17 protein-coding genes are annotated in these 19,876 nt (G+C 67.4%); 7 read left to right on the top strand and 10 right to left on the bottom strand.

What is annotated here, in order from left to right; translation table 11 throughout:
• Position 1 precedes the first annotated feature (1 nt).
• Complete coding sequence (locus tag C1933_RS10395; protein ID WP_108753187.1) at positions 2-955, bottom strand: acyl-CoA desaturase; 954 nt, start codon at positions 953-955, stop codon at positions 2-4.
• A gap of 84 nt (positions 956-1,039) precedes the next feature.
• Complete coding sequence (locus tag C1933_RS10390) at positions 1,040-1,810, bottom strand: hypothetical protein (protein ID WP_108753186.1); 771 nt, start codon at positions 1,808-1,810, stop codon at positions 1,040-1,042.
• A gap of 132 nt (positions 1,811-1,942) precedes the next feature.
• Here C1933_RS10390 and C1933_RS10385 point away from each other — a divergent pair, with 132 nt between their 5' ends.
• The 3 genes from C1933_RS10385 to C1933_RS10375 are packed head-to-tail and all read left to right on the top strand — an operon-like array spanning position 1,943 to position 3,949.
• Complete coding sequence (locus C1933_RS10385) at positions 1,943-2,566, top strand: sigma-70 family RNA polymerase sigma factor (RefSeq protein WP_108753185.1); 624 nt, start codon at positions 1,943-1,945, stop codon at positions 2,564-2,566.
• On the top strand, positions 2,563-3,243 hold the full coding sequence (locus tag C1933_RS10380; protein WP_108753184.1) for a ChrR family anti-sigma-E factor: 681 nt from the start codon (positions 2,563-2,565) through the stop codon (positions 3,241-3,243). Before C1933_RS10385 ends, C1933_RS10380 begins: the two co-directional genes overlap by 4 nt.
• 19 nt (positions 3,244-3,262) lie before the next feature.
• On the top strand, positions 3,263-3,949 hold the full coding sequence (locus tag C1933_RS10375) for an oxidoreductase (RefSeq protein WP_108753183.1): 687 nt from the start codon (positions 3,263-3,265) through the stop codon (positions 3,947-3,949).
• A 273-nt stretch (positions 3,950-4,222) separates the two neighbouring features.
• Here the strand turns inward: C1933_RS10375 and C1933_RS10370 are convergent, their stop codons facing one another.
• The 4 genes from C1933_RS10370 to C1933_RS10355 form a co-directional block, all read right to left on the bottom strand.
• Positions 4,223-6,613 carry a response regulator gene (locus tag C1933_RS10370; protein ID WP_108753182.1) on the bottom strand — a complete coding sequence of 797 codons (2,391 nt, stop codon included), beginning with the start codon at positions 6,611-6,613 and terminating at the stop codon, positions 4,223-4,225.
• Complete coding sequence (locus tag C1933_RS10365) at positions 6,606-7,076, bottom strand: response regulator (RefSeq protein WP_108753181.1); 471 nt, start codon at positions 7,074-7,076, stop codon at positions 6,606-6,608. The genes C1933_RS10370 and C1933_RS10365 overlap by 8 nt, the downstream gene beginning before the upstream one ends.
• Positions 7,073-9,313 carry an ATP-binding protein gene (locus C1933_RS10360; RefSeq protein ID WP_108753180.1) on the bottom strand — a complete coding sequence of 747 codons (2,241 nt, stop codon included), beginning with the start codon at positions 9,311-9,313 and terminating at the stop codon, positions 7,073-7,075. Before C1933_RS10360 ends, C1933_RS10365 begins: the two co-directional genes overlap by 4 nt.
• Positions 9,314-9,414: 101 nt before the next feature.
• Positions 9,415-10,032 (bottom strand): biliverdin-producing heme oxygenase, encoded by a 618-nt coding sequence (locus C1933_RS10355; RefSeq protein WP_199911361.1) that lies wholly within the window; start codon positions 10,030-10,032, stop codon positions 9,415-9,417.
• Between the two features lie 126 nt (positions 10,033-10,158).
• Between C1933_RS10355 and C1933_RS10350 the strand changes: the two genes are divergently transcribed.
• Positions 10,159-10,449 (top strand): hypothetical protein, encoded by a 291-nt coding sequence (locus C1933_RS10350; RefSeq protein WP_108753178.1) that lies wholly within the window; start codon positions 10,159-10,161, stop codon positions 10,447-10,449.
• Positions 10,450-10,464: 15 nt separating this feature from the next.
• Here the strand turns inward: C1933_RS10350 and C1933_RS10345 are convergent, their stop codons facing one another.
• Positions 10,465-12,633, bottom strand: a complete 2,169-nt coding sequence (locus C1933_RS10345; RefSeq protein WP_108753177.1) for a hypothetical protein — start codon at positions 12,631-12,633, stop codon at positions 10,465-10,467.
• Between the two features lie 116 nt (positions 12,634-12,749).
• Here C1933_RS10345 and C1933_RS10340 point away from each other — a divergent pair, with 116 nt between their 5' ends.
• Positions 12,750-14,603 carry an XVIPCD domain-containing protein gene (locus tag C1933_RS10340; RefSeq protein ID WP_108753176.1) on the top strand — a complete coding sequence of 618 codons (1,854 nt, stop codon included), beginning with the start codon at positions 12,750-12,752 and terminating at the stop codon, positions 14,601-14,603.
• Positions 14,604-14,641: 38 nt separating this feature from the next.
• Here the strand turns inward: C1933_RS10340 and C1933_RS10335 are convergent, their stop codons facing one another.
• On the bottom strand, positions 14,642-14,920 hold the full coding sequence (locus C1933_RS10335) for a hypothetical protein (protein ID WP_108753175.1): 279 nt from the start codon (positions 14,918-14,920) through the stop codon (positions 14,642-14,644).
• A 221-nt stretch (positions 14,921-15,141) separates the two neighbouring features.
• Here C1933_RS10335 and C1933_RS10330 point away from each other — a divergent pair, with 221 nt between their 5' ends.
• Positions 15,142-17,370, top strand: a complete 2,229-nt coding sequence (locus tag C1933_RS10330; RefSeq protein WP_108753174.1) for a TonB-dependent siderophore receptor — start codon at positions 15,142-15,144, stop codon at positions 17,368-17,370.
• A gap of 56 nt (positions 17,371-17,426) precedes the next feature.
• Here C1933_RS10330 and C1933_RS10325 read toward each other — a convergent pair whose 3' ends face one another.
• Together C1933_RS10325 and C1933_RS10320 are read right to left on the bottom strand one after the other, a co-directional pair.
• Positions 17,427-18,122, bottom strand: a complete 696-nt coding sequence (locus C1933_RS10325; RefSeq protein WP_108753173.1) for an HAD family phosphatase — start codon at positions 18,120-18,122, stop codon at positions 17,427-17,429.
• A gap of 487 nt (positions 18,123-18,609) precedes the next feature.
• Positions 18,610-19,350 (bottom strand): DNA/RNA non-specific endonuclease, encoded by a 741-nt coding sequence (locus C1933_RS10320; protein ID WP_108753172.1) that lies wholly within the window; start codon positions 19,348-19,350, stop codon positions 18,610-18,612.
• A gap of 272 nt (positions 19,351-19,622) precedes the next feature.
• On the opposite strand from C1933_RS10320, the gene C1933_RS10315 reads away from it, so the two are divergent.
• Positions 19,623-19,871: a hypothetical protein gene (locus C1933_RS10315; RefSeq protein ID WP_159093971.1), complete on the top strand. Its 249-nt coding sequence runs from the start codon at positions 19,623-19,625 to the stop codon at positions 19,869-19,871.
• The last annotated feature ends 5 nt before the right edge of the window (positions 19,872-19,876 follow it).

The raw sequence follows: 19,876 nt of genomic DNA, 5'->3' as shown, positions 1-19,876 counted from the left end.
GTCAGTGCCTCGCCTTGGCCAGCACCCAGTCGGGTATGGGTTTGAGTCCTTTCACCAGGCCGACCGCCGCCATCGCGCGCAGGCCGTACCAGGTCAGGTCGACCTCCCACCAGCGGAAGCCCTGGCGCACCGTGCCGGGGAAGAAGTGATGGTTGTTGTGCCAGCCCTCGCCGAAGGTGAGCAGGGCCAGCCACAGGTTGTTGCGGCTGTCATCGCGCGTATCGAAGCGGCGGCTGCCGAAGCGATGGGCCAGCGAATTGATGGTGACCGTGGCGTGGAACAGCACCACGGTGGAGATGAAGAAGCCCCAGACCAGCAGCTGCGGGCCGCTGGTGTGCAGGCCCGGCGCGGTGTGCTGCAGCAGTTCGCCCAGCCCGAACAGGCCCGCGGCCAGCAGCACCGGCACGGCGATGTCGAAGCGGTCCAGCCAGCGCAGCTCGGGGAAACGGGCCAGGTCCGGCACGCGGCTGAGATCGGTGCTGAAGGCTTCGCGGGTCAGGAACCAGCCCATGTGGCTGCGCCAGAAGCCGACTTCATTCGGTGAATGCGGATCCTGTGGCTGGTCGGCATGGCGGTGGTGATGGCGGTGGTGCGCGGCCCACCACAGCGGCCCGCGCTGCACGCTGGCGGCGCCGATCACCGCGAACGCGAACTGCACCGGGCGCGAGGTCTGGAAGGTGCGGTGGGAAAAATAGCGGTGGTAGAAACCGGTAATGGCGAACATGCGCACGGCGTACAGTGCGGCCGCCACCGCAACGGCGGTCCAGGAGACGCCTACCCAGATCACCCCCAGACAGGCCACGTGCAGCAGCACGAAGGGCACCGCGCGCAGCCAGTCGATGCGCCCGGCCTGGGCTGCCGGCACCTCGTTCGCAGTGCTGCCGGTGTCGAACCAGCGGCGCAGGGTGCGCAACAGGCGGGCGCGTCGGCGGGGCAGGGGCGCAGCTGCAGACATGTTCGGTTTCCGGAAGGCGCGTGTGTAGGTGCCTACGTTGCAACAGCGCGATTGGATGCAGTGCATTCGCATACGTGCAGTAATTCACTTGGCCGTAACACCACACGAGGCGACGAGCGGCAACTCCTGCTCTCGTTGCCACTGGCTGCGGCTGGCGGGGACGGGGGGATTCCTGAAGGTTACGCGCACCTGCGGATAGCGTCCCTTGCCGTCACGCAGGTTGCTGGTGCCGTTGAATTCGAGCAGGCGACGGTCGGCGTTGGCATAGACCAGGCTCAGGCCGGGTGCCACCGCGCCGTACCAAGCATCCAGGCGCACGGCGAAGGACTGCGCCGGCTGGCCCTGCCATTGCAGCGCGCCGCGGTACTGCACCTTCAGCGGGTAGAAGCGCTGCCGCCCCGGCACCAGGAAGGACAGGGTGACCGGCTGGCCGCGCAGCAGGGTGTCCCAGTGCTGGCGCACGGCGGCATCGAAGCCGGCATCGATCACCGCGTCTGCCGGCAGCGCGACCCGTGCCTGTACGGGTGCCGCGTCGCCGGCTTCCCGCCACTGCACCTGCACGGCCGTTGCGGAAACGTCCAGCGTGGCGGCCTGGCCGCTGCGCCGGTCCTGCAGGGTATAACCGCGTGCGGCGGGGCGGCCGGTGGCAGGCAACTGCTTGCGGGCGAAGGGCTGGCCCGATCCACAGCGGTATTCCACCCAGCGCTGTGCCCCTTCGTCCGGGCCCTGCTGCCAGTGCACCTCGCGGTAGGCCACGCGCCCGTCCGCGGTGGTGGCCACGCCTTCACTGCGCAGCGGGGCGGGTTCGGCATGGGCGCAGACAGGCAACAGCAGCAGGTAGGCACAGGTGCGCATGGGCGGCTTTCCGTCGGGTCTGCCAGTACTACGTGGCGGCGTGGCCAATGGATGCACCGGCCGCTGCATCCAATCGCCGCCTGCCTGCGTAGAGGCACAGGAACCACCTTCACCTGATTGCCGCCCCTGCCCATGTACGTTGAACGCCGCCCGCCCCGCAGCCCTTTCGACGCCGCCCGTCTCGTGTCCAGTGCCCAGCAGCCCAGCAGTGAGCCCACCAACTGGACCGGTGACATGGACGGTGTGGCCCGGCTGCGTGACCGCGCCTGCTTCCTGCGCATCTACGACTATTTCATGCCGCGCCTGTGCGTGTATCTGCGTGGTCTGGGGGCAACGCCGGCGATCGCCGAGGAGCTGGCGCAGGAGGCGTTGCTGCGCCTGTGGCTGCGCGCGGCCGATTTCGATGCCGCGCAGGGCGCGCTGAGCACCTGGCTGTTCCGCATTGCGCGCAACCTGCATATCGACCGCGTGCGCCATGAACGTGGCTGGCTGCAGGCGCAGGCGGCGGTGGCCGATGCTGCCAGCTTCGACGTGGTGGAACGCAGCAGTGCCGAACAGTATGCCGACCAGGTACGGCTGCGCCAGCGCATCAATGAACTGCCGGCGGTGCAGGCACGGCTGGTGCGCATGTCCTACTTCGAGGCGCGCAGCCACGGCGAGATCGCCGCTGCACTGGGCATGCCGCTGGGCACGGTGAAGTCACACCTGCGCCGGGCCTTCCTGCAGTTGCAGTCGAAGGTAAGAGGTGGCCAGTGAGCCCGCGCCACCACCTGCACGAATCGACCTTGATCAGCTATGCGTCCGGCGGCCTGCCGACGGCGTTGAGCGTGGTCGCAGCCGCGCACCTGGAGCAGTGTCCGGCCTGTCGCCAGCGCCTGCGCGATGCCGAGGCGATCGGCGCCGTGCTGCTGGAGCAGACCCAGCCGACCGTTGACGAGGCTCGGCATGCGCAGCTGCGCATGGCCATGCTGGCGCAGATGGACCAGGCCGATGGCGGATTGGCTGCGCCCTGCGTGGCGGCCCGCGCCGTACCCAGCGAACGGCCGCAGGCCAACCCGGATCACCTGCCTGCCGCCCTGCATCCGTACTTCGGTGCGTCGCTGTCGCAGCTGCATTGGCGCTGGATTGCACCGGGTGTGTACTGCATCCGTGCGGCGCAGATGCCGTCGCTGATCATGCTGAAGATCGCCCCGGGCAAGTGCCTGCCCATGCACAGCCATGGCCAGAGTGAGCTGACCCAGATTCTGCGGGGCAGCTACAACGATGCACTGGGCCTGTTCGCGCCGGGCGATGTGGCGGATCTGGATGAGGAGGTCGAGCACCAGCCGGTGACCGCGCCGGGCGTGCCGTGCATCTGTGTTTCCGCGCTGGATGCGCCGCTGGTGTTCAGCGGCTGGCTGGCGCGCAAGATCCAGCGTTTTGTGAAACTCTAGCGCGCCGCAGGAGCCGTGCATGAGCGCTGACAACACGCAATCCTTGAAGATTCTCCTGGTCGGCAGCGGCGGTCTGGTCGGGCAGGGTGTCGCGCTGGCCTGCGCGGATTCTGGCCAGGTGCAGCAGGTGACCGCGCTGGTGCGTCGCGAAGGCGCGGCCCCTGCCGGGTTCCCGGAGATGGTGCTGCCCGACTTCCTGCAGGCCGCGCACGCCGATCTGCCGTGGGCGGGATTCGATGCGTGTTTCTATTGCGCCGGTGCGCCGCCACTGGGCACGCCCGAGGCCGAATACCGGCAGGTGACGGTGGACGCTACGCTGGCCGTTGCCCGCGCCTGGGCCGCGGCCAATCCGCAGGGCTGCTTCCTGTATGTATCCGGCGCGCACGCAAACCCGGCCAGCCGCATCATGCCGCTGCGGGTGAAAGGTGAGATCGAGCAGGCGCTGGCGCGACTGCCGGTGCGCACAGTGATGTTGCGGCCGGCAGGCGTGCAGCCGGTGGCGGGTACCGGGACCCGGCATACTCTGATGAAGCCGTTCTATTGGGTGGCCGCGCCGTTGATGGGATTGGCCGGAAGCGTGCTGCCGTCGCTGACGGTCAGCAACCGGGCGATTGGCGAGGCGATGATCGCGCTGGCTAGCATGGCGCAGCCCCCCGGTGTGGTGGAGTGCGCGCAGATCCATCGCTTCGCGAGGGCGGAACGGTAGGGGCCAGCCTTGGTTGGCCCGCTTTACCCCGCTTTGGTAGGGGCCAACCTTGGTTGGCCTGCATTGCCTCGCTTTGGTAGGGGCCAACCTTGGTTGGCCCGGGTTACCCCGCCTTGGTAGGGGTCAACCTTGGTTGGCCCGAAGCCTGTGCCGACCAAGGTCGGCACCTACCAGGGCGTGGAGCGTGTGCCGACCAAGGTCGGCACCTATCAGAGCGCGGACATGTGCCGACCAAGGTCGGCACCTACCAAGGTATGTGGCGGGACCGGGGGTTCAGGGCGCCAGCGCGTTGCGTACCGACTGCGCCAGGTCGCTGCGGGTGAAGGGTTTGGACAGCAGCGGTGCGCCGCGCCCGGGGCTGCCCACGGTGTCGTGGTCACGCGGGTAGCCCGAGGTGAACAGGACAGCCACCGAGGGCCAGCGCTCGCGCACCTGCCGGCCCAGCTCCCACCCGGACATGCCGGGCATCACGATGTCCGAGAACAACAGATCGATCTGGGTGTCGGGCCGCTCCAGTAGGCGCAGGGCGGACGGCCCATCGTGTGCTTCCAGCACGCGGTAGCCCAGCTGTCGCAGTGCATCCACGGTGTAGGCGCGCACATCGTCGTTGTCCTCGGCCACCAGGATCGACTCCTCGCGCGCTTCGTAGCTGGCCCAACCGGTCTGCGTCGGCGCCGCCTGGCTGGGCAGGGGCAGGGTTGAGCGCGGGAACATCATGGTGATGCTGGTGCCGCCGCCGGGGATCGAATCGATCAGCACGTGGCCGCCGGACTGCTTCACGAAGCCATGCACCATCGACAGCCCCAGCCCCGTACCGCGGCCCACCTGCTTGGTGGTGAAGAACGGTTCGAACACCTTGGCCAGCGTTTCGGCCGACATGCCATGGCCGTTGTCGCGCACCCGCAGCATCACGTATTCGCCAGGCGCTGCATCGGGAAACAGGGCGGCGTAGTCATGGTCCAGGTGACTGTTGTCGATTTCGATCACCAGCTGGCCGCCGTGGTCCATGGCATCGCGTGCATTCACGGCCAGGTTCAACACCGAGACTTCCAGCTGGCTGACATCCAGTTCCACGCACCAGATGTCGTCAGCGCTGCGGATCTCCAGCTGCACCAGCTCGCCCAGGGCGCGCTGCAGCATGTCCTGCATGCCATGCACGGCGTCATTCAGATTCACCGCCTGGCTGTGCAGCGGTTGCCGGCGGGCAAAGGCCAGCAGGCGCTGGGTCAGGCTGGCGGCGCGGTTGACGCCCTTCAGGGCATTGTCCAGCGCCCGCGCGGTCATGCCGGCCGGTTCGCCATTGCGCTGGTTCAGCAGCATGGCGTGTTCAACGTTGCCGGCGATCACGGTCAGGATGTTGTTGAAGTCGTGCGCGATGCCACCGGTCAGCTGACCCACGGCTTCGATCTTCTGTGACTGGCGCAGCGCGTGTTCGGCCTGCAGTCGGGCGGTGGTTTCCACCGCCTCGCAGACCACTGCGGCCACTTGGCCATCGGGGCCCTGCAGCGGCCGCAGCGAGAAATCAAAACTGCGCTTGCCAGTGGGCAGTTCCAGCTCGAACGCATGCAGTGACGGGGTGCCAGTGGCGGCGTTCTGCACGGCCTGCGCCACCAGCTGCGCGGCTGCGGGGGTCGCTGCGAACCACGGGGTGTGGGCAAACTGGACGCCGACAACGTCGGCCTTTCCTGCCATCACCGCTGCCAGCGAGGCCACGTTGGCATCGATCACCCGCCCGTCCAGGTCCAGCAGTACCTGGTGCTGGAAGCTTGATTCAAAGATGGCCTGCAGGCGCCGCTTGCTCGCCTGCAGCTCGGCGGTGCGCGCCTGCACCTGCTGTTCCAGCGACTGATTGTCCTGGCGCAGCGCCAGCTCGGCGCGCTTCAGCCCCGACACATCACTGCCCAGGCAGGTGTAGCCGGTCACCGTACCGTCGGCAGCGAATTCGGGCACGCAGTCCATCTGCACGAAGCGGGCTTCGCCGCTGCGGTGGGTCAGGGTGATCTGGAAGCTGGCGCGCTCGCCGGCCAGTACCCGTTCCAGGCTGGGCAGGGCCTGCTGGAACGAGGCACTGTTGCCGATGTCGGCCGGCTGCTTGCCCAGCAGGTCGTCCAGGGCAATGCCATGCCAGTCCAGGAAGGCCTTGTTGGCGAAGCGGTAGCGGTGGTCGGCGCCCAGGTGCGCGATCAACGCGGGAATGGCATCGGTAATCTGCTGCAGTTGTGCCTGGCTGTGCTCCAGCGCCGTGCGCGCCTGGGCCAGCTGGTTGCGTTCGCGGGCTTCATCGCGGGCACGCCGGATCGCGTCCGGCAGCCGCTGCAGCCGTTGCTTGACCACGTAGTCGCGCGCGCCGCGGGTCAGCGCCTGCACGGCCAGTTCTTCGGTCAGCGTGCCGGACACAAAGATGAAAGGGATCTGCGGCGCGTGCTCGCGCGCCAGCGCCAGTGCGGTATCGCCGTCGAACCCGGGCAGCACATGGTCGGCCAGGATCACGTCGAACTGTGCCGAGGTGATGGCGGCCAGAAACGTGTCGTGCGCCCACACCCGGTGGGTGTCGAAGCGCAGGCCGGAGCGCTGCAGCTGGGCCGTGATCAGTTCGGCGTCCAGCGCGCTGTCTTCCAGCATCAGGATCCGCAGGCGGCCGCCTGCAGGCGCGGGGTCATTCATGGGTGGGGGTGTTCCCGTTGCCGCCGCGATGCGGAGGTGGCTGGTTGGTGATGCCCCAGAACATGCCAAGGCCCTGGATGGCGTCGAAGAATTCCTTGAAGTCCACCGGCTTGACGACGAAGGCATTGACGCCCAGCTGGTAACTGCGGACCAGATCCTGCTCTTCGCGCGAGGAGGTCAGCATGACGATCGGGGTGCTGCTCAGTTCCGGGTCCTCGCGCACCTGCTGCAGCACTTCCAGGCCGTTGATCTTGGGCAGCTTCAGGTCCAGCAGCACCACCACCGGCCCGCCATGGTAGGCGCCGGCGAAGTTGCCTTCGCTGCGCAGGTAATCCAGTGCCTCGGCGCCATCGCGCACGTGCACCACCGCGTTGAGCAACTGGCAGCGCGCAAGCGCAGCCAGGGTCAGTTCGGCGTCCTTGGGGCTGTCCTCGACCAGGAGGATCGGCCGCAGATCCCTCATGGGTGTTCTCCGGTAGAAAGGGGAAGAGTGAAATAGAGCGTGGCACCTTCACCCAGCGTGCCTTCGGCCCAGGTTCGCCCGCCATGGCGGCCGATGATGCGGCGCACGTTGGCCAGGCCGATCCCGGTGCCTTCGAATTCGTCTTCGTGGTGCAGGCGCTGGAACACGCCGAACAGTTTGTCCACATAGCGCATGTCGAAGCCGCAGCCGTTGTCGCGCACATGGAAGATGTGTTCGCTGGCGCTGCGCTGGTGGCCCACTTCAATCACGGCGTCGGTAACGTCGCGGGTGAACTTCACCGCGTTGGACAGCAGGTTCTGCCAGACCAGGCGCAGCATGGTGGGGTCGGCCTCGACCACCGGCAGCGGGCCGATGCGCCAGTCGATGCTGCGCCCGGCATAGTCCAGCGCCAGGGTGCGGCGCACATCCTGCGCCAGCGCGCCCATGTCGATATGCATGCGGCCCAGGGTGGAGCGGCCCATCTGCGAGAAACTCAGCAGATCATCCACCAGCGTGCCGGCGGACTTGGCCGATTCCACGATGGTGTCCAGGAAGCGCCGTTCGTTCTCGCTCAGGCGCTCGGCCGCCGAGCTGCCCAGCAGTTCGGAATACCCCACGATATGCCGGAACGGGGCGCGCAGATCGTGGCTGACCGAGTACGAGAAGGCTTCCAGTTCCTTGTTGCTGCGCACCAGCTGTTCGTTCAGTTCGGCCATCTCTTCGGCCTTGCGCAGCACGATGTCGACGATGGCTGTGCGCATTTCGTGCGCGGCATCGGCGTCGGCGTCGGTCCAGGGCAGGCTGCGCTGCTGCACGGTTTCCTTCCAGGCTTCGAAGGAATGGCGCGGCGACAGCGCGGTTCCCGGATCGCTGGACTTGCGCGGATCGCCGCCCCAACGCACGGTGCGCACCACTTCGGGGCGGAACCACATCAGGTAGCTGTCGTGCAGCTGCGAAATGGACACCGCCAGCACGCCACTGGCCACGTCGCTCAGGCGCGCGGCCGACGGCCAGGCACCGGCCAGATGGTCGGTGTGGAACACTTCTTCGCCCGGGTGTTCGGCGGCCACCCAGTGCGCCAGGCGCAGGATGTCCTCGCGGGCGGGGCACTGGCCCACGCGCATGCAGTCGCCCTTGTGCACGATCGCCGCGCCGGCCGCTTCGGTCAGGGCCAGCAGGCTGCTGTGGTCCTGGCGCAGCGCCGCCATGAAGTCTTCATCGCCGGCCATGCGGGCCAGCAGCTTGACCAGCAGCGAACGCCGGATCACCCGCTCTTCCACCACCCGTCCGCGTTCTTTCAGCGCAATCTGCAGCGACAGGATCTGGCCCATGAATTCGCAGGCTGTGCGCACGGGGTAGGGCAGGCGGCGGGCATGGGCGGTGTGGCAGGACACCAACCCCCACAACCGGCCTTCGTGGATCAGCGAGACCGACATCGACGCGCCGGTGCCCATGTTGCGCATGTACTGCAGGTGCACCGGAGACACACTGCGCAGCACCGCCAGGCTGAGGTCGGTGGGCGCTGCATCAGCGGCCGCAGGATCACGCACCAACGGCACGGCGGTGTAGTCCGAATCGGCGATCAGGCGCACCCGGTTGCGCCGGTACAGTTCGCGGGCCTGCGCCGGAATGTCCGATTCGGGGAAGCGCAGGTCCAGGTAGGAAGGCAGCACGCCGTTGCCATCCTCGGCCACCACGGTGCCATTCCAGGCGCTGTCGAACTGGTAGACCAGGGTGCGGTCGAAGCCGGTCATCGCGCGCATGTGCTGGGCGGCCAGCTGGCACAGATCGGGCACGGTGGCAGCCGATTCGATCTCGGACATCAGGCGGCGGATGGCGGGGTAGAGCTCTTCCAGCGAACTGGGCTGGCCCGGCACGGGGCTTTCCAGTTCCACCAGCAGGTCGTGCTGCGAGCGGTGCACCAGCAACTGATGGCGGCCATGGCCATCCAGGTGCACGGCGCCCACGTGCACGCTGCTGTCGACCGCCGTGCGGCGCAGCTGTGGCAGGAACGGGGCCAGTACGCCGCCCAGCACCGCGTCCAGCGGCTGCCCGAGCGGGTCGCCGAACTGCTGCAGCAGGGAGTCCTGACTGATCGCGCGCTCGCGCACCTGCAGCGTGTGCGGGTCGGCGACCAGCAGCACCCCGTAGGGCTGGATGGCGCCGGGTGTGTGGATCGGCTCGCGGGCACAGGCAGACAGCGCCAGATCGTTCACGGCGTCAGTGGCGTTGGACATGAAGACAGGAACCCGGAAGTGGTGAGGCGGCGCAGGCGCGCGCCTGGAACAAGGACAGCAACAGACATCCCTCTACTATCGCATTGCTGTCAACGGCTGGATCAGGCATTTCTGAACGATTCATCCACGCGTCGCCCGACGAATTCAAAAGCAGCGCAGGCTGCGGCAGCCGCCTGTGCGCGCTGGGCATCCGTCAGCGCGAGCGCGTCCATCGCGGCCCGCACGTTGCGCCAGTGCGCAGCGACCCCGGCTGTGGCGGGTGCGAGATGGCGTGCGCCGAAGCCTTCGTGCAGGCCCAGGCGGGCTGCATGGCGTAGCAGTACCGCCGCGCCCATGCTGGAACCTTCGGCCACGTACCACCAGCCCAGCGCCACCGGCAGCGGGGCCGTGGCCAGCGCCGGTGCGGCGACAGCCGGCGTCGTAGGGTGTGCACCCAGATCCTGCAGATCGGCCAGCACCTGCGTGTGCTTGCCCGTTTCCGTTGCCGCCATCGGCAGATCCTGCCGCCGGTACAGTGCTGCCACCGCACCATGGAACTGCGCCTGCACCTGCAGGAAGCGCAGATAGTCGCGGCGATCATCGAAGATGCCCAGGGCCATCAGGCGTTGGTCCAGGCGCTCGTGGGTGCTGCGCGTGGCCGTCTTCAGCATCGCGCTGAGCGGCTCGTCGGGGACAGAAGAGGAGGCAGCGCGCTGCGCGCAGGGGGCGGGGACGGACATTGGGGCTAAGCTAGCAGAAGCGGTGTAAACGCAGTGAAGAGATTTCGCCCGGATTGCACCGGCAGTCAACACCGGCTGCACGCGACCAACGCTACGGTGGGCGCCGACCTCCCCGTTGGCCATCCCGTGAACCTGCAGCCCACTCCCGCGCGTCTCTCCTTCCGGCACACCTTGCCCGACACCTGCCGGTTCGATCTGTTGCAGATCGATGCGTTGAAGGACCCTGGCAGCGGGCGGATCGTCCATCTGTATTCGCTGGTGGCGCGCTGCCATGGCTGCGCGCAGGTGTTCACCGCGCACGAAGGCGCCGGCTTCATCAGCACCTCGGTGGCGCGCATCCTGCGGTGTCCGGAAGGCTGCGGTGAGCACGCCTTGAAGCCGCGGGTACTGCGCGACTGGCAGCCGGCCGCGGCCTGAGCCCTGCCGGCGCCGTCAGGGTGCCGGCGCCAGCAACGCCGGTCGACCGTCGAACCAGTCGCGCGCGCCGGTCAGGTGCCACTGGCGGCGATCGCCATCCAGTTCGATGCCCGCGCCCAGCACGCCCCAGCGCAGGTACAGATCGCCCTTGCGGCGCTGCTGCAGCAGATCCAGCCGTGCACGCAGCGAGAAGCGGTCGTTCTCCGCCTGCAGGTCATCCAGCATCAGGTGCCCGGGCTGCCAGCGCAGCGCGGTCTTTGCCTCCACCCGACCGGAATCGAGCAGTTTCAGTACCCAGCCCGGATAATCGCCGCGTTCGGCAAACACCGCCAGCAGCGGGCCGGCATCGCTCATGGCCACCCGCGCGCGTGCGTCCACCTGGAAGGGGGATTGGGCATCGATGCGGCCTTCGTCAACATCCAGGCGGCCCCGCCACCCCTGCGGTCCCGGCCGGCCATCAATCTGTACGTTGCGCAGTTCCACCGCGCTGCCGGTCAGGTCGAACCAGCGCTGGCGGAAGTCGCCGCGCTGCAGGGTGCCGTCCACACGGGTGTCGGCACGCAGGTCCAGACCGGCAAGCTGCAGGCGCGCGCCCTGGCCGAGCAAACGCGCCGTGCCCTGGCCGATGCGGCCATCGGTATCCAGCCCGACGTCACCACTCAGGCGCGCCGTGCCCGACACCAGGCGCACCTGCCCGTTGCCCAGGAAGCGGTTGTAGGCCGCCAGGTCGGGAATGTCGGCATCGCTGAAGCGCAGCCGGGCACGTACGCCGCGGCGCAGCTCACGCAGCCGGCCGTCACCGCTCAGCTGCAACGACAGGTCGCGTCCCTCGAAAAGGGTAGCCGCATCCTTGCCCTGGGTGCGTGCGGAGAAGCGCGGCAGCCGCACATCCAGTTCGGCACGGGTAGGCGTACCGGCCTTCAACGCACCGTGGGCACTGGCGGTGCCGGCCATGCGCACGCCGGCCACTTCTGCCACGGCTTCGGCCGCGGGCAGGTCCACGGTGCTGCCGGCCACCAGCTCACCGTCCTGCACACGCAGGTCGGCCTTCAGTACGCCGCCGCCTTCCAGCTCGAACCAAGGCTTGCGCACAAACAAGGCCGGAATCCAGTTGAGCGAAGTGAACGTCCATTCGCCCTGCACCTGGCCGGACGTGCGCTCCAGCAGGCTGGCCGGGTCGTTGAAGGGAATATCGTGGCCGCGGATATGCAGGTCTGCATCCAATGCCGCGCCGCGTTCGGGGCGTGCAGGCAACCGCGCCTGCAGGCGCATGTCCTGCGCCACATCCAGCTGCAGGGCCAGCACGCCGCGGTCGGGGGCGCCATCGCCCAGCTGCAGCGGCACCCGCCAGATGGCACGGGTGCCCGGCATCAGCGCGCCGCGCTGCAGATCCACGTGCGCCTGCAGCTGGCCGGCCAGCGGTGAGCTGGCGATGGCCACCTGCTGGGCGTCGGTATTCATGCGCAGGCCCTGGCTGCGCGCGGTGATGTCCAGCGTGCCCTCCACCAGGGTGAACTTGCGGATGCCCGGCGCCTGGTCGCGGTAGTGCCGCGGGTAGCGGAAGGTGGATTTCAACTGCATGCCCGACAGCAGCTGCACGCCGTGGTAGCTGGCGAAGGCATCGTTGAATTCGACCTGCGAATCCAGCAGCTGCGACGGACCGCCACGCAGCTGCTTGACGAAGCCGACGGTGCCGCTGCCGCCGCCCTGCAGCAGCAGCTTGCCGAAACGTGCGCTGCGGATGCTGTCGCTGTGGATCGCGTCGAATCGCAGCGTCCAGCCCTGGTCGCCACGCGGCGGCGAGGGCACCACGTCCTGCACGCGCTCGATTTCCGCCGACACCCCGGTCGCCTCCAGGTGCGGTACGCGCACCTCGCGGCGGAACAGCGGCAGCACGGCCAGCCGTGCACTGGCGCGGTCGGCGTGCAGCACATACACGGTGTGGTTCACATGGCCGCGCATGTGCACGTTCCAGGCAATCACATGGCCGGGCAGCAGGGTAATGGCCGGCCCGGTGGACATCACGAACTTGTGCGCCTTACGGTTGGTCACCGCATCGAACAGTGGCGTATTCAGGAAAATATTGCCGGCCAGCAGGTACAGCGCCTGCAGGCCCAGCAGGCACCACGCCAGCAGCCGCCAACCACGTGGCCAGGTGGAAAAGTGGAAGATGCGGCGCGGCATGCAGGCCTTCTCGATGGGACGTGGTTCACTATCTCGAACACTGCGGCGGTGCCGCGTGAACGCAACTGCGCGTCGGCTGCCATAATCAAGCGGTCTACGTTCAAGGAGCCCACGGCATGAATGCCACCACCCGCACGGAAGGCGCAGCCGGACAGGGCGCGCACGCGGCCACTGCCACCGCGGCGTTCGATCCCACCTATGTGTCCAGCAATGGCGAAGCGCAGTTGAAGGGCGCCGGCCATGCCATCACCGTGAACGGCGAAGACCAGTCGGTGAAGCTGGCGCAGGAAAAGAAGGTGTCAGGCACCGGTCCCGGCACGCAGTTCCGCGGCACATCGGTGGCCGCTGCAGCCACGCCCACCCGCGACGGCGTGGATTATCTGGTAACGGTCGACAGTGTGGTGGGCAACCGCATGAAGGCCGGCGGATTCACCCAGGAAGACAGCACCGGCGCACGTGGCCGCTACCGCGTCAGCCTGCCGCACGGTGCGCTGGATACCGATCCGACCACGGTGAATCCTTTTGATCCGCAGACCATTCCCAAGGGCGGCAGCGTTACCCTGGACGGCCAGCATTTCACTGGCACCGCGCTGGAAGGACGCTTCCGCAACATCGCCATCCAGAGCCAGGTGACCGAGGCGCAGGGCGCCAGCTACCGCGTGGATCATCTGGACGATGGCCGCGTACGCGTCACCACCGGCCCCAACCAGGCGGTGGAAGCGTTCAACGGTGTTGGCTTCGCGGCGGGCAAGTTGACCGCCGTGGCCGGGCGCCAGGACGCGCTGGGGCAATCCACGGTGCGCACCGCCACCTTCGATCTTGAGCAGGTGGATGGCCGCGCGGCGTACCAGCACTTCATCGACACCGGGGTGATGGATGCGCACACCCCCGGCGTGCAGGACCTGGCCACCGTGGAACGGCTGGGCATGAGTTCACAGACGCGCCTGAAGGTGGGCGTGGGCGATGCGTTCAACCTGGACGTGGCCGGGCAGCGCAACAGCGGCGATGTGGTGCGCGTCCGCCACGAGGATGGCAGCTTCACCGAACAGCGCAGCGTGGAATACAGCGGCAACGTGCCGGTCAGCCGTTTCAGTGCCTACGGTGCCGATGGCCAGGAAGACATCGCCCAGCGCCGCTATCAGTTCCAGATCGACCTGCGCGACCACGAACACGGCGAACAGATTGCCGGCATGGTGAATGCCGCGCTGACCGGCAACGCGGCCGGCGATCGTGGCCCGTTGCATGCCGGGGTGGAGAACACCCTGGTGCTGGATGAGCCGCAGATGCGCGCCCTGATGGAGCGCACCCAGGCCATGGTGAAAGACAATCCGATGCTCGGCCCTGACTGGCGCCTGCTGGCCGAGGACGGGCAGGGCAGGCCGCAGCAGGATGTGGATGCATTCGCTGCCGCGCTGGCACGCAACCAGGGTCATTCGGCCTATGGCCTGGGCGAGCGCCTGTTCCGCGTGGCGTCAGCCGAAGGTCGTGAACTTCAGCCGATCGAGGCCGGCGTGCAGTCGCAGGCCTTGCAGGACCTGCCGCGGCCTTCACCGTTGCTGCCGCAGCACGACCCGCGCAATGAAGCCAGCCCGCGCCACGGACTGTGGCTGCAGACCCAGGGCGCGGTGAACAGCCTGGACCAGGCCATGGGGCGCCAGCCCGACCAGGCCAGTGAGCGGCTGGGCATGGCGTTGCTGGTGGCCGCCACCCACAAGGGCATGGACCGGGTGGACCAGGCGGTGCTGAGTGACGATGGCCGCTACGCCTTCGCGGTGCAGGGCGAAGTGCATGCCGCCGACCGGCAGATTGCCCGCGCCGATACCGCGCAGGCGGTGGCCACACCCGTGGCCGATCACGTGCGCGAGCTGCAGCAGGTGCCAGAGCGTGCCGCACCGGAAGCGCAGGTCGCGCAGCAGCGCGAGCAGGAGCAGGTGCAGCAGCAGGAGACAGCGCGCAGTCTGGCGCGCTGAGGTAGCGCCGGGCCATGCCCGGCGCTCCCTGCAAACCTTCAGCCCGGCAATTCGCACTGCATCTTGCCGTCCACGTAGTACGGCTTGGGCACGTTCGGGTTCTCGCTGGTCTTCTCGAACACCACTTCAAAGGTGTCGGTAGCGGGCGTGCCCTTGCGCTCGGTGCAGGCGTCCTGCAGTTTCTTCTTCACCGCGGTGATGCCGGCATCTCGATTGGCGCCGTCGGCGCTGTTGGTCAGGTTCACCGTTTCGGCCCAGGCCAGCGGGCTCAGGGCCAGCAGGGCGGCCGTGGCGGCCAGGGTGTGCAGCTTGCTCATCCAATGTCCTCGTTGCGTTCCATGGGTGCAGCCCGGCGCATGCGCCCAGCGCTGGCCCAGTATCGAAAAGCGCGGTTAACGCGGTGTCGGCGCGGCCGACCGCTCTGCAGCAGGCCGCCTGAACCACGGACGTTAGTGCGAACCATTCGCATTTGGTATCATTTCATGCGTCCTTAACAGTGCCGCGGCTTGCCGCCGGCGCCCCTTCCCGGTAGGTCCCCATGAATTCCTCCGCATTTCCCGTCCGCTCGCCGCTCAGCACGGCGCTGGCTCTGGCCCTTGCGCTGAGCGCGCCGCTGGCCGCGCATGCGCAGACGCAGACTCCGGACGGCAGCAGCCCCACCGATCTGGATGCGGTGCACGTCAACGCCTACCGCACGCTCACCCACACCTCTGGCGCCACCAAGACCGACACGCCGGTTGCCGAGATGGCCAAGTCGGTGTCGGTGATCGCGCGCGAGGAACTGGACGCGCGCGGCGTGCAGACCTTGAACGAGGCCATGCGCTACGTGGCCGGTGTATCGCTGGAAAGCAGCGGTATCGACAACCGCGTGGATGATTTCCGCATCCGTGGCTTCGATGCCGGCAGCTGGAGCAACAACGTCACCATCGACGGCATGCGCGCGCCGCAGGGCGGGCAGTGGAACCGCACCATGGTGGACAGCTGGAACCTGGACCGGGTGGAAGTGCTGAAGGGCCCGTCAGCGGTGATGTACGGCCAGGTGGCTCCGGGTGGCATGGTCAACCAGGTCAGCAAGACGCCCACGCCGGACCAGCAGCAGATCGTGCAGCTGGGCGTGGATGGCAATGGCCAGTACAGCACCGCCTTCGATGTGGGCGCCGCATCGGCGGACAAGCAGCACCTGGGTCGCCTGGTGGGCCTGTACCGCGATGGCGACACCCAGATCAAGCACACCGAGCAGGAGCACTGGTTCCTGGCGCCCAGCTACACCTTCCAGATGGCCGAGCGTACGCGCCTGACACTGCTGGGCCTGTACCAGCGCGACGATGGTGGTTCCACCTACCAGTTCCTGCCGATGGCCGGCACGCTCAACGCCACGCCCTATGGGCACATGAAGAACAGCACCTTCATTGGCGAACCGAACTGGAACACCTACGACCGCACCATCTGGTCGGCCGGCTGGATGTTCGAACACGCGTTCAATGAAAACTGGACGTTGAGCCAGAGCGCGCGCCGCCTGAACGTCGATTCCACCTTCCGCACCGTGGTGACCAATGGCGCGCTGAATGCAGACGGCCGCACGCAGAAGCGCCGCGCCACCTGGGGCGAAGGCGATTCGCGCGGCGATACCGCCGATACGCGCCTGACCGGCAAGTTCAGCACCGGCGCGGCCCAGCATATGCTGCTGGTGGGCGTGGACTGGCAGAAGGCCGATTGGGATGCGGCGCGCGGTGCAATGGGCACGGCCACCGATACGCCCAATGCCATCGACATCTTCAACCCGGTCTACACCGGCTACATTCCGGCCACCACCTCGATCAGCTACTCCGGTGGCATCAATCGCCAGACCGGTGTGTACCTGCAGGACCAGATCGCGCTGGACAAGTGGCGCTTCACCGTGGGCGGCCGCTACGACTGGACCAAGGATGACACCTGGACGCAGGCCTACACCGTGGCCAGCAACCGTTTCGGCGCGCGCACCCCCAGCCGGATCAAGAACGAGGCCTTCAGCGGCAACGCGGGCATTCTGTTCGTGGCCGACAACGGCCTGACCCCGTACCTGAGCTACGCCGAATCGTTCCAGCCGGCCGGCAGCACTGCCACCCAGTCGTTCGACCGTACGCCGTTCGATCCGATCACCGGCAAGCAGTGGGAGGCCGGCGTGAAGTATCAGCCGGCCAACTTCGACGGCCTGGTGACCCTGTCGGCCTACGATCTGCGCCAGCAGAACGTGCTGACCGATGACCCGGACAGCAGCCACAACACCTGCGGCACCACCGGCACCAGCCAGTGCCAGGTGCAGGATGGCGAGGGCCGCGTGCGCGGTGTGGAACTGGAGGGCCGGGTGACCCCGCTGGCCGGTTTCAGCGTGATCGGCGCCGCGGCCTGGATGGATTCGGAAGTGACCCGCAGCAACAACGGCTACCGCGGCAAGCAGCTGGCGATGGTGCCGGACTGGACCGCCGCGCTGTGGGGCGACTACACCTTCCAGGGCGGTGCGCTGGAAGGCCTGAGCCTGGCCGCCGGCGTGCGCTACAACGGCAAGAGCTACGGCGACAGCGCCAACCTGTACCAGATTCCGTCGTACACCCTGTGGGATGCCGCGCTCCGCTACGACATCGGCCAGTACGGCAACGTCGGCACGCAGTTGTCGCTGAATGTCAGCAACCTGGCCGACAAGCGTTTCGTGTCGACCTGCACCGGCGTGTCCTCGTGCTACTACGGCACCGGGCGCACGGTGACCGCAACCGCGCGTTTCACCTGGTGATCCGCGCGGCTTGATGCAGTGCTACCGCCGCTCTCGCAGGAGGGCGGCGGTGGTGATCAGGCCGCCGTATGGCCGGTATACGCGGCCAGCACCGCCGGCAGGTCCTGCATGGATTCGAAGATGACATGCGCACCGGCCGCACGCAGCGCCTCGGGCGTGCTGTGGTACTGGCCGCCCGGGCTGTAGCCGAACACGGTGGCACCGGCAGCCACGCCGGCAGTCGCACCGGTCACGGTGTCTTCGATGACCGCGCAGCGCGCCGGGTCCACGCCCAGTGCAGCGGCGGCGGCCAGGTAGACATCGGGGTGCGGCTTGGTGCGCGGCTGGTCCTGGCCGCTGAAGATCTGTCCGCCGAAGGCATCGAGGATGCCGATCTTGCCCAGTTGCAGGCGCACCTTCAGCAGATCGGCACCGGACGCGCAGGCGATGCGGCCCTGGGTGAGGGTCTGCAGCGCACGTACAGCGGCAGGTGCACCGGGAATCTCGGTCAGATCGCGCTCCAGCGCCACGTTGCGGTGGCGGCGGAATTCATCGAGCCACGCTTCGGTGAACGGCTTGCCGGTGCGTTCCTCGATCAGACCAGCCAGGCTGGCGACCGATTTGCCCAGGAATACATCGGCGGCCTGCTGCTGGGTGAGTGGCCAACCGCATTCGGTCAGCATTTCAGAGAGCACACGGGCCACCAGCGGCTCGGAATCGACGAGGACGCCATCGCAGTCGAACAGCACGGCATCGAAGGGGAAGGGGGCCATGGGGGACTCCGGGTAAAGCGAAGTGCGCAATTGTCGCACGCCGATGATGCAGGTGCTTTGCTCTGGTAGGCGCCCACCTTGGTGGGCACGCTTTGGCCCGCGGGCGCCGCCGCGCCGATCGCTCTGGTAGGTGCCCACCTTGGTGGGCACGCTTTGCGCTTGGGTGCCAACCAAGGTTGGCAGCTACCAAGGCAGTACACCCCGACGCTTCGGTAGGTGCCCACCTTGGTGGGCACGCTTTGCGCTTGGGTGCCAACCAAGGTTGGCACCTACCAAGGCAGTACACCCCGAGGCTTCGGTAGGTGCCCACCTTGGTGGGCACGCTTTGCGCTTGGGTGCCACCCAAGGTTGGCAGCTACCAAGGCAGTACACCCCGACGCTTTGGTAGGTGCCCACCTTGGTGGGCACGCTCTGCGCCTGGGTGCCAACCAAGGTTGGCACCTACCGGGGCAAGTAAGGTTGGCACCTACCGGGGTGGCAGTGGCGGTCAGCTCAGGTCGCAGCCGCTCGGCAGCGGCCAACTGGTCGCAGGCAGCATGTTCTTCAGCGAGGCCGGTGCATTGATCGCCACGTAGCTGGCTCCCAGCAGCTCTTCCAGATCGGCGATGGTCACCAGGTAGTCATCCAGGCTGCCCAGGCCGGCTTCGTTGGGGAAGATCCAGCTGATCGCCTTGGCGGTACCGGTGTTGGGGTCGCGGGTGATGATGGTCTTCCAGAAGAATTCCGGCGTGGGAATGCCGTGGCTGCTCAGGAAGTAGTCGTTGCTGGCGTCGCCATACACCACGCCGCCGTACACATCCACCGGCGCGATATCGCGGTAGCACTCGGCCACGTTCTCGGCCTTCACCCAGATGCCCTGGTTGAAGCCGGACACCTGCGGCACGATGTTGGTCATGTAGTTGGCACGGCGGATGTAGGTGCTGTCGTAGTCCATGTGGTTGGAGGTGACCAGGTGCCCGCGGTCATAGCCGGATTTCACGCTGGCGTAGGAGCCGGTGCTGGTCTGGCCCAGGCAGCCTGCCGGCAGATCCGGGTCCTTGTAGAAGCTGGACGGGCGCGCGGCCGAACCGGTATCGGCCAGCAGCGTGTATTCGTAACGGGTGGCACTGTGGATGCTGCAGTCGTAGGTCAGCACGAAGCCGCCCTTGTTGAGGGTGACGGTCTGGGCGTGTGCGACACCGGCGAAGGCGCTGATGACAAGTGCGAACAGGAACGTTGCAGAGCGCATTGGGTGATCTCCTTGAAGTTTCCAGGACGCAGTTGCCCGTGCCGGCGAAAACGTGTTTCGACGGAGGCGGGTGCTGCGACGGATGGGATGAAGCGGACTGCCGTTGAATCGGACTGACGTTGATGCCCGGCCATGGCCGGCGGTGCTGCGGAATCGCAACCGCGTCCCCTGGGCCACGATGTGGCGCGCGGTGGCGTAAGCGTCAATTGCTGACGCTCTCAGGTCAACGCTGGATGTTCCAAGGTGTGACTTCGCGCAAGGAGTGCGCTGTATTGCGCCGGATCGTGTCCGGCGGCTTTTCTGTTCAGGCCGTGACGTCGAGCGTGCATCTGGGCGCGTCGAAGTGGGAAGTTTCCTACAGCGCGATGGACAGAAAGCCTAGGGGCGCTTCCACGCAGGACTGTTATCATATGCGAATGATGCGCATTTACACCAAACCGGCTAGCGAGCAGTCACGCTCGGTCTCCGACGATGGGAATGACGACTGTGGCAGCAAGGCTGAAGCGGGCTTTCATCACTGACCGCT

This window comes from Stenotrophomonas sp. ZAC14D2_NAIMI4_6, from assembly GCF_003086875.1.
Lineage (GTDB): Bacteria > Pseudomonadota > Gammaproteobacteria > Xanthomonadales > Xanthomonadaceae > Stenotrophomonas.
This window is presented reverse-complemented; position numbering and strand designations above follow the sequence as displayed.

Excerpts from the sequence above, each read along its gene's own strand:
- C1933_RS10395 (WP_108753187.1), bottom strand. The coding sequence starts at position 955 with ATGTCTGCAGCTGCGCCCCTGCCCCGCCGACGCGCCCGCCTGTTGCGC.
- C1933_RS10390 (WP_108753186.1), bottom strand. The coding sequence starts at position 1,810 with ATGCGCACCTGTGCCTACCTGCTGCTGTTGCCTGTCTGCGCCCATGCC.
- C1933_RS10385 (WP_108753185.1), top strand. The coding sequence starts at position 1,943 with ATGTACGTTGAACGCCGCCCGCCCCGCAGCCCTTTCGACGCCGCCCGT.
- C1933_RS10375 (WP_108753183.1), top strand. The coding sequence starts at position 3,263 with ATGAGCGCTGACAACACGCAATCCTTGAAGATTCTCCTGGTCGGCAGC.
- C1933_RS10370 (WP_108753182.1), bottom strand. The coding sequence starts at position 6,613 with ATGAATGACCCCGCGCCTGCAGGCGGCCGCCTGCGGATCCTGATGCTG.
- C1933_RS10365 (WP_108753181.1), bottom strand. The coding sequence starts at position 7,076 with ATGAGGGATCTGCGGCCGATCCTCCTGGTCGAGGACAGCCCCAAGGAC.
- C1933_RS10360 (WP_108753180.1), bottom strand. The coding sequence starts at position 9,313 with ATGTCCAACGCCACTGACGCCGTGAACGATCTGGCGCTGTCTGCCTGT.
- C1933_RS10355 (WP_199911361.1), bottom strand. The coding sequence starts at position 10,032 with ATGTCCGTCCCCGCCCCCTGCGCGCAGCGCGCTGCCTCCTCTTCTGTC.
- C1933_RS10345 (WP_108753177.1), bottom strand. The coding sequence starts at position 12,633 with ATGCCGCGCCGCATCTTCCACTTTTCCACCTGGCCACGTGGTTGGCGG.
- C1933_RS10340 (WP_108753176.1), top strand. The coding sequence starts at position 12,750 with ATGAATGCCACCACCCGCACGGAAGGCGCAGCCGGACAGGGCGCGCAC.
- C1933_RS10335 (WP_108753175.1), bottom strand. The coding sequence starts at position 14,920 with ATGAGCAAGCTGCACACCCTGGCCGCCACGGCCGCCCTGCTGGCCCTG.
- C1933_RS10330 (WP_108753174.1), top strand. The coding sequence starts at position 15,142 with ATGAATTCCTCCGCATTTCCCGTCCGCTCGCCGCTCAGCACGGCGCTG.
- C1933_RS10325 (WP_108753173.1), bottom strand. The coding sequence starts at position 18,122 with ATGGCCCCCTTCCCCTTCGATGCCGTGCTGTTCGACTGCGATGGCGTC.
- C1933_RS10320 (WP_108753172.1), bottom strand. The coding sequence starts at position 19,350 with ATGCGCTCTGCAACGTTCCTGTTCGCACTTGTCATCAGCGCCTTCGCC.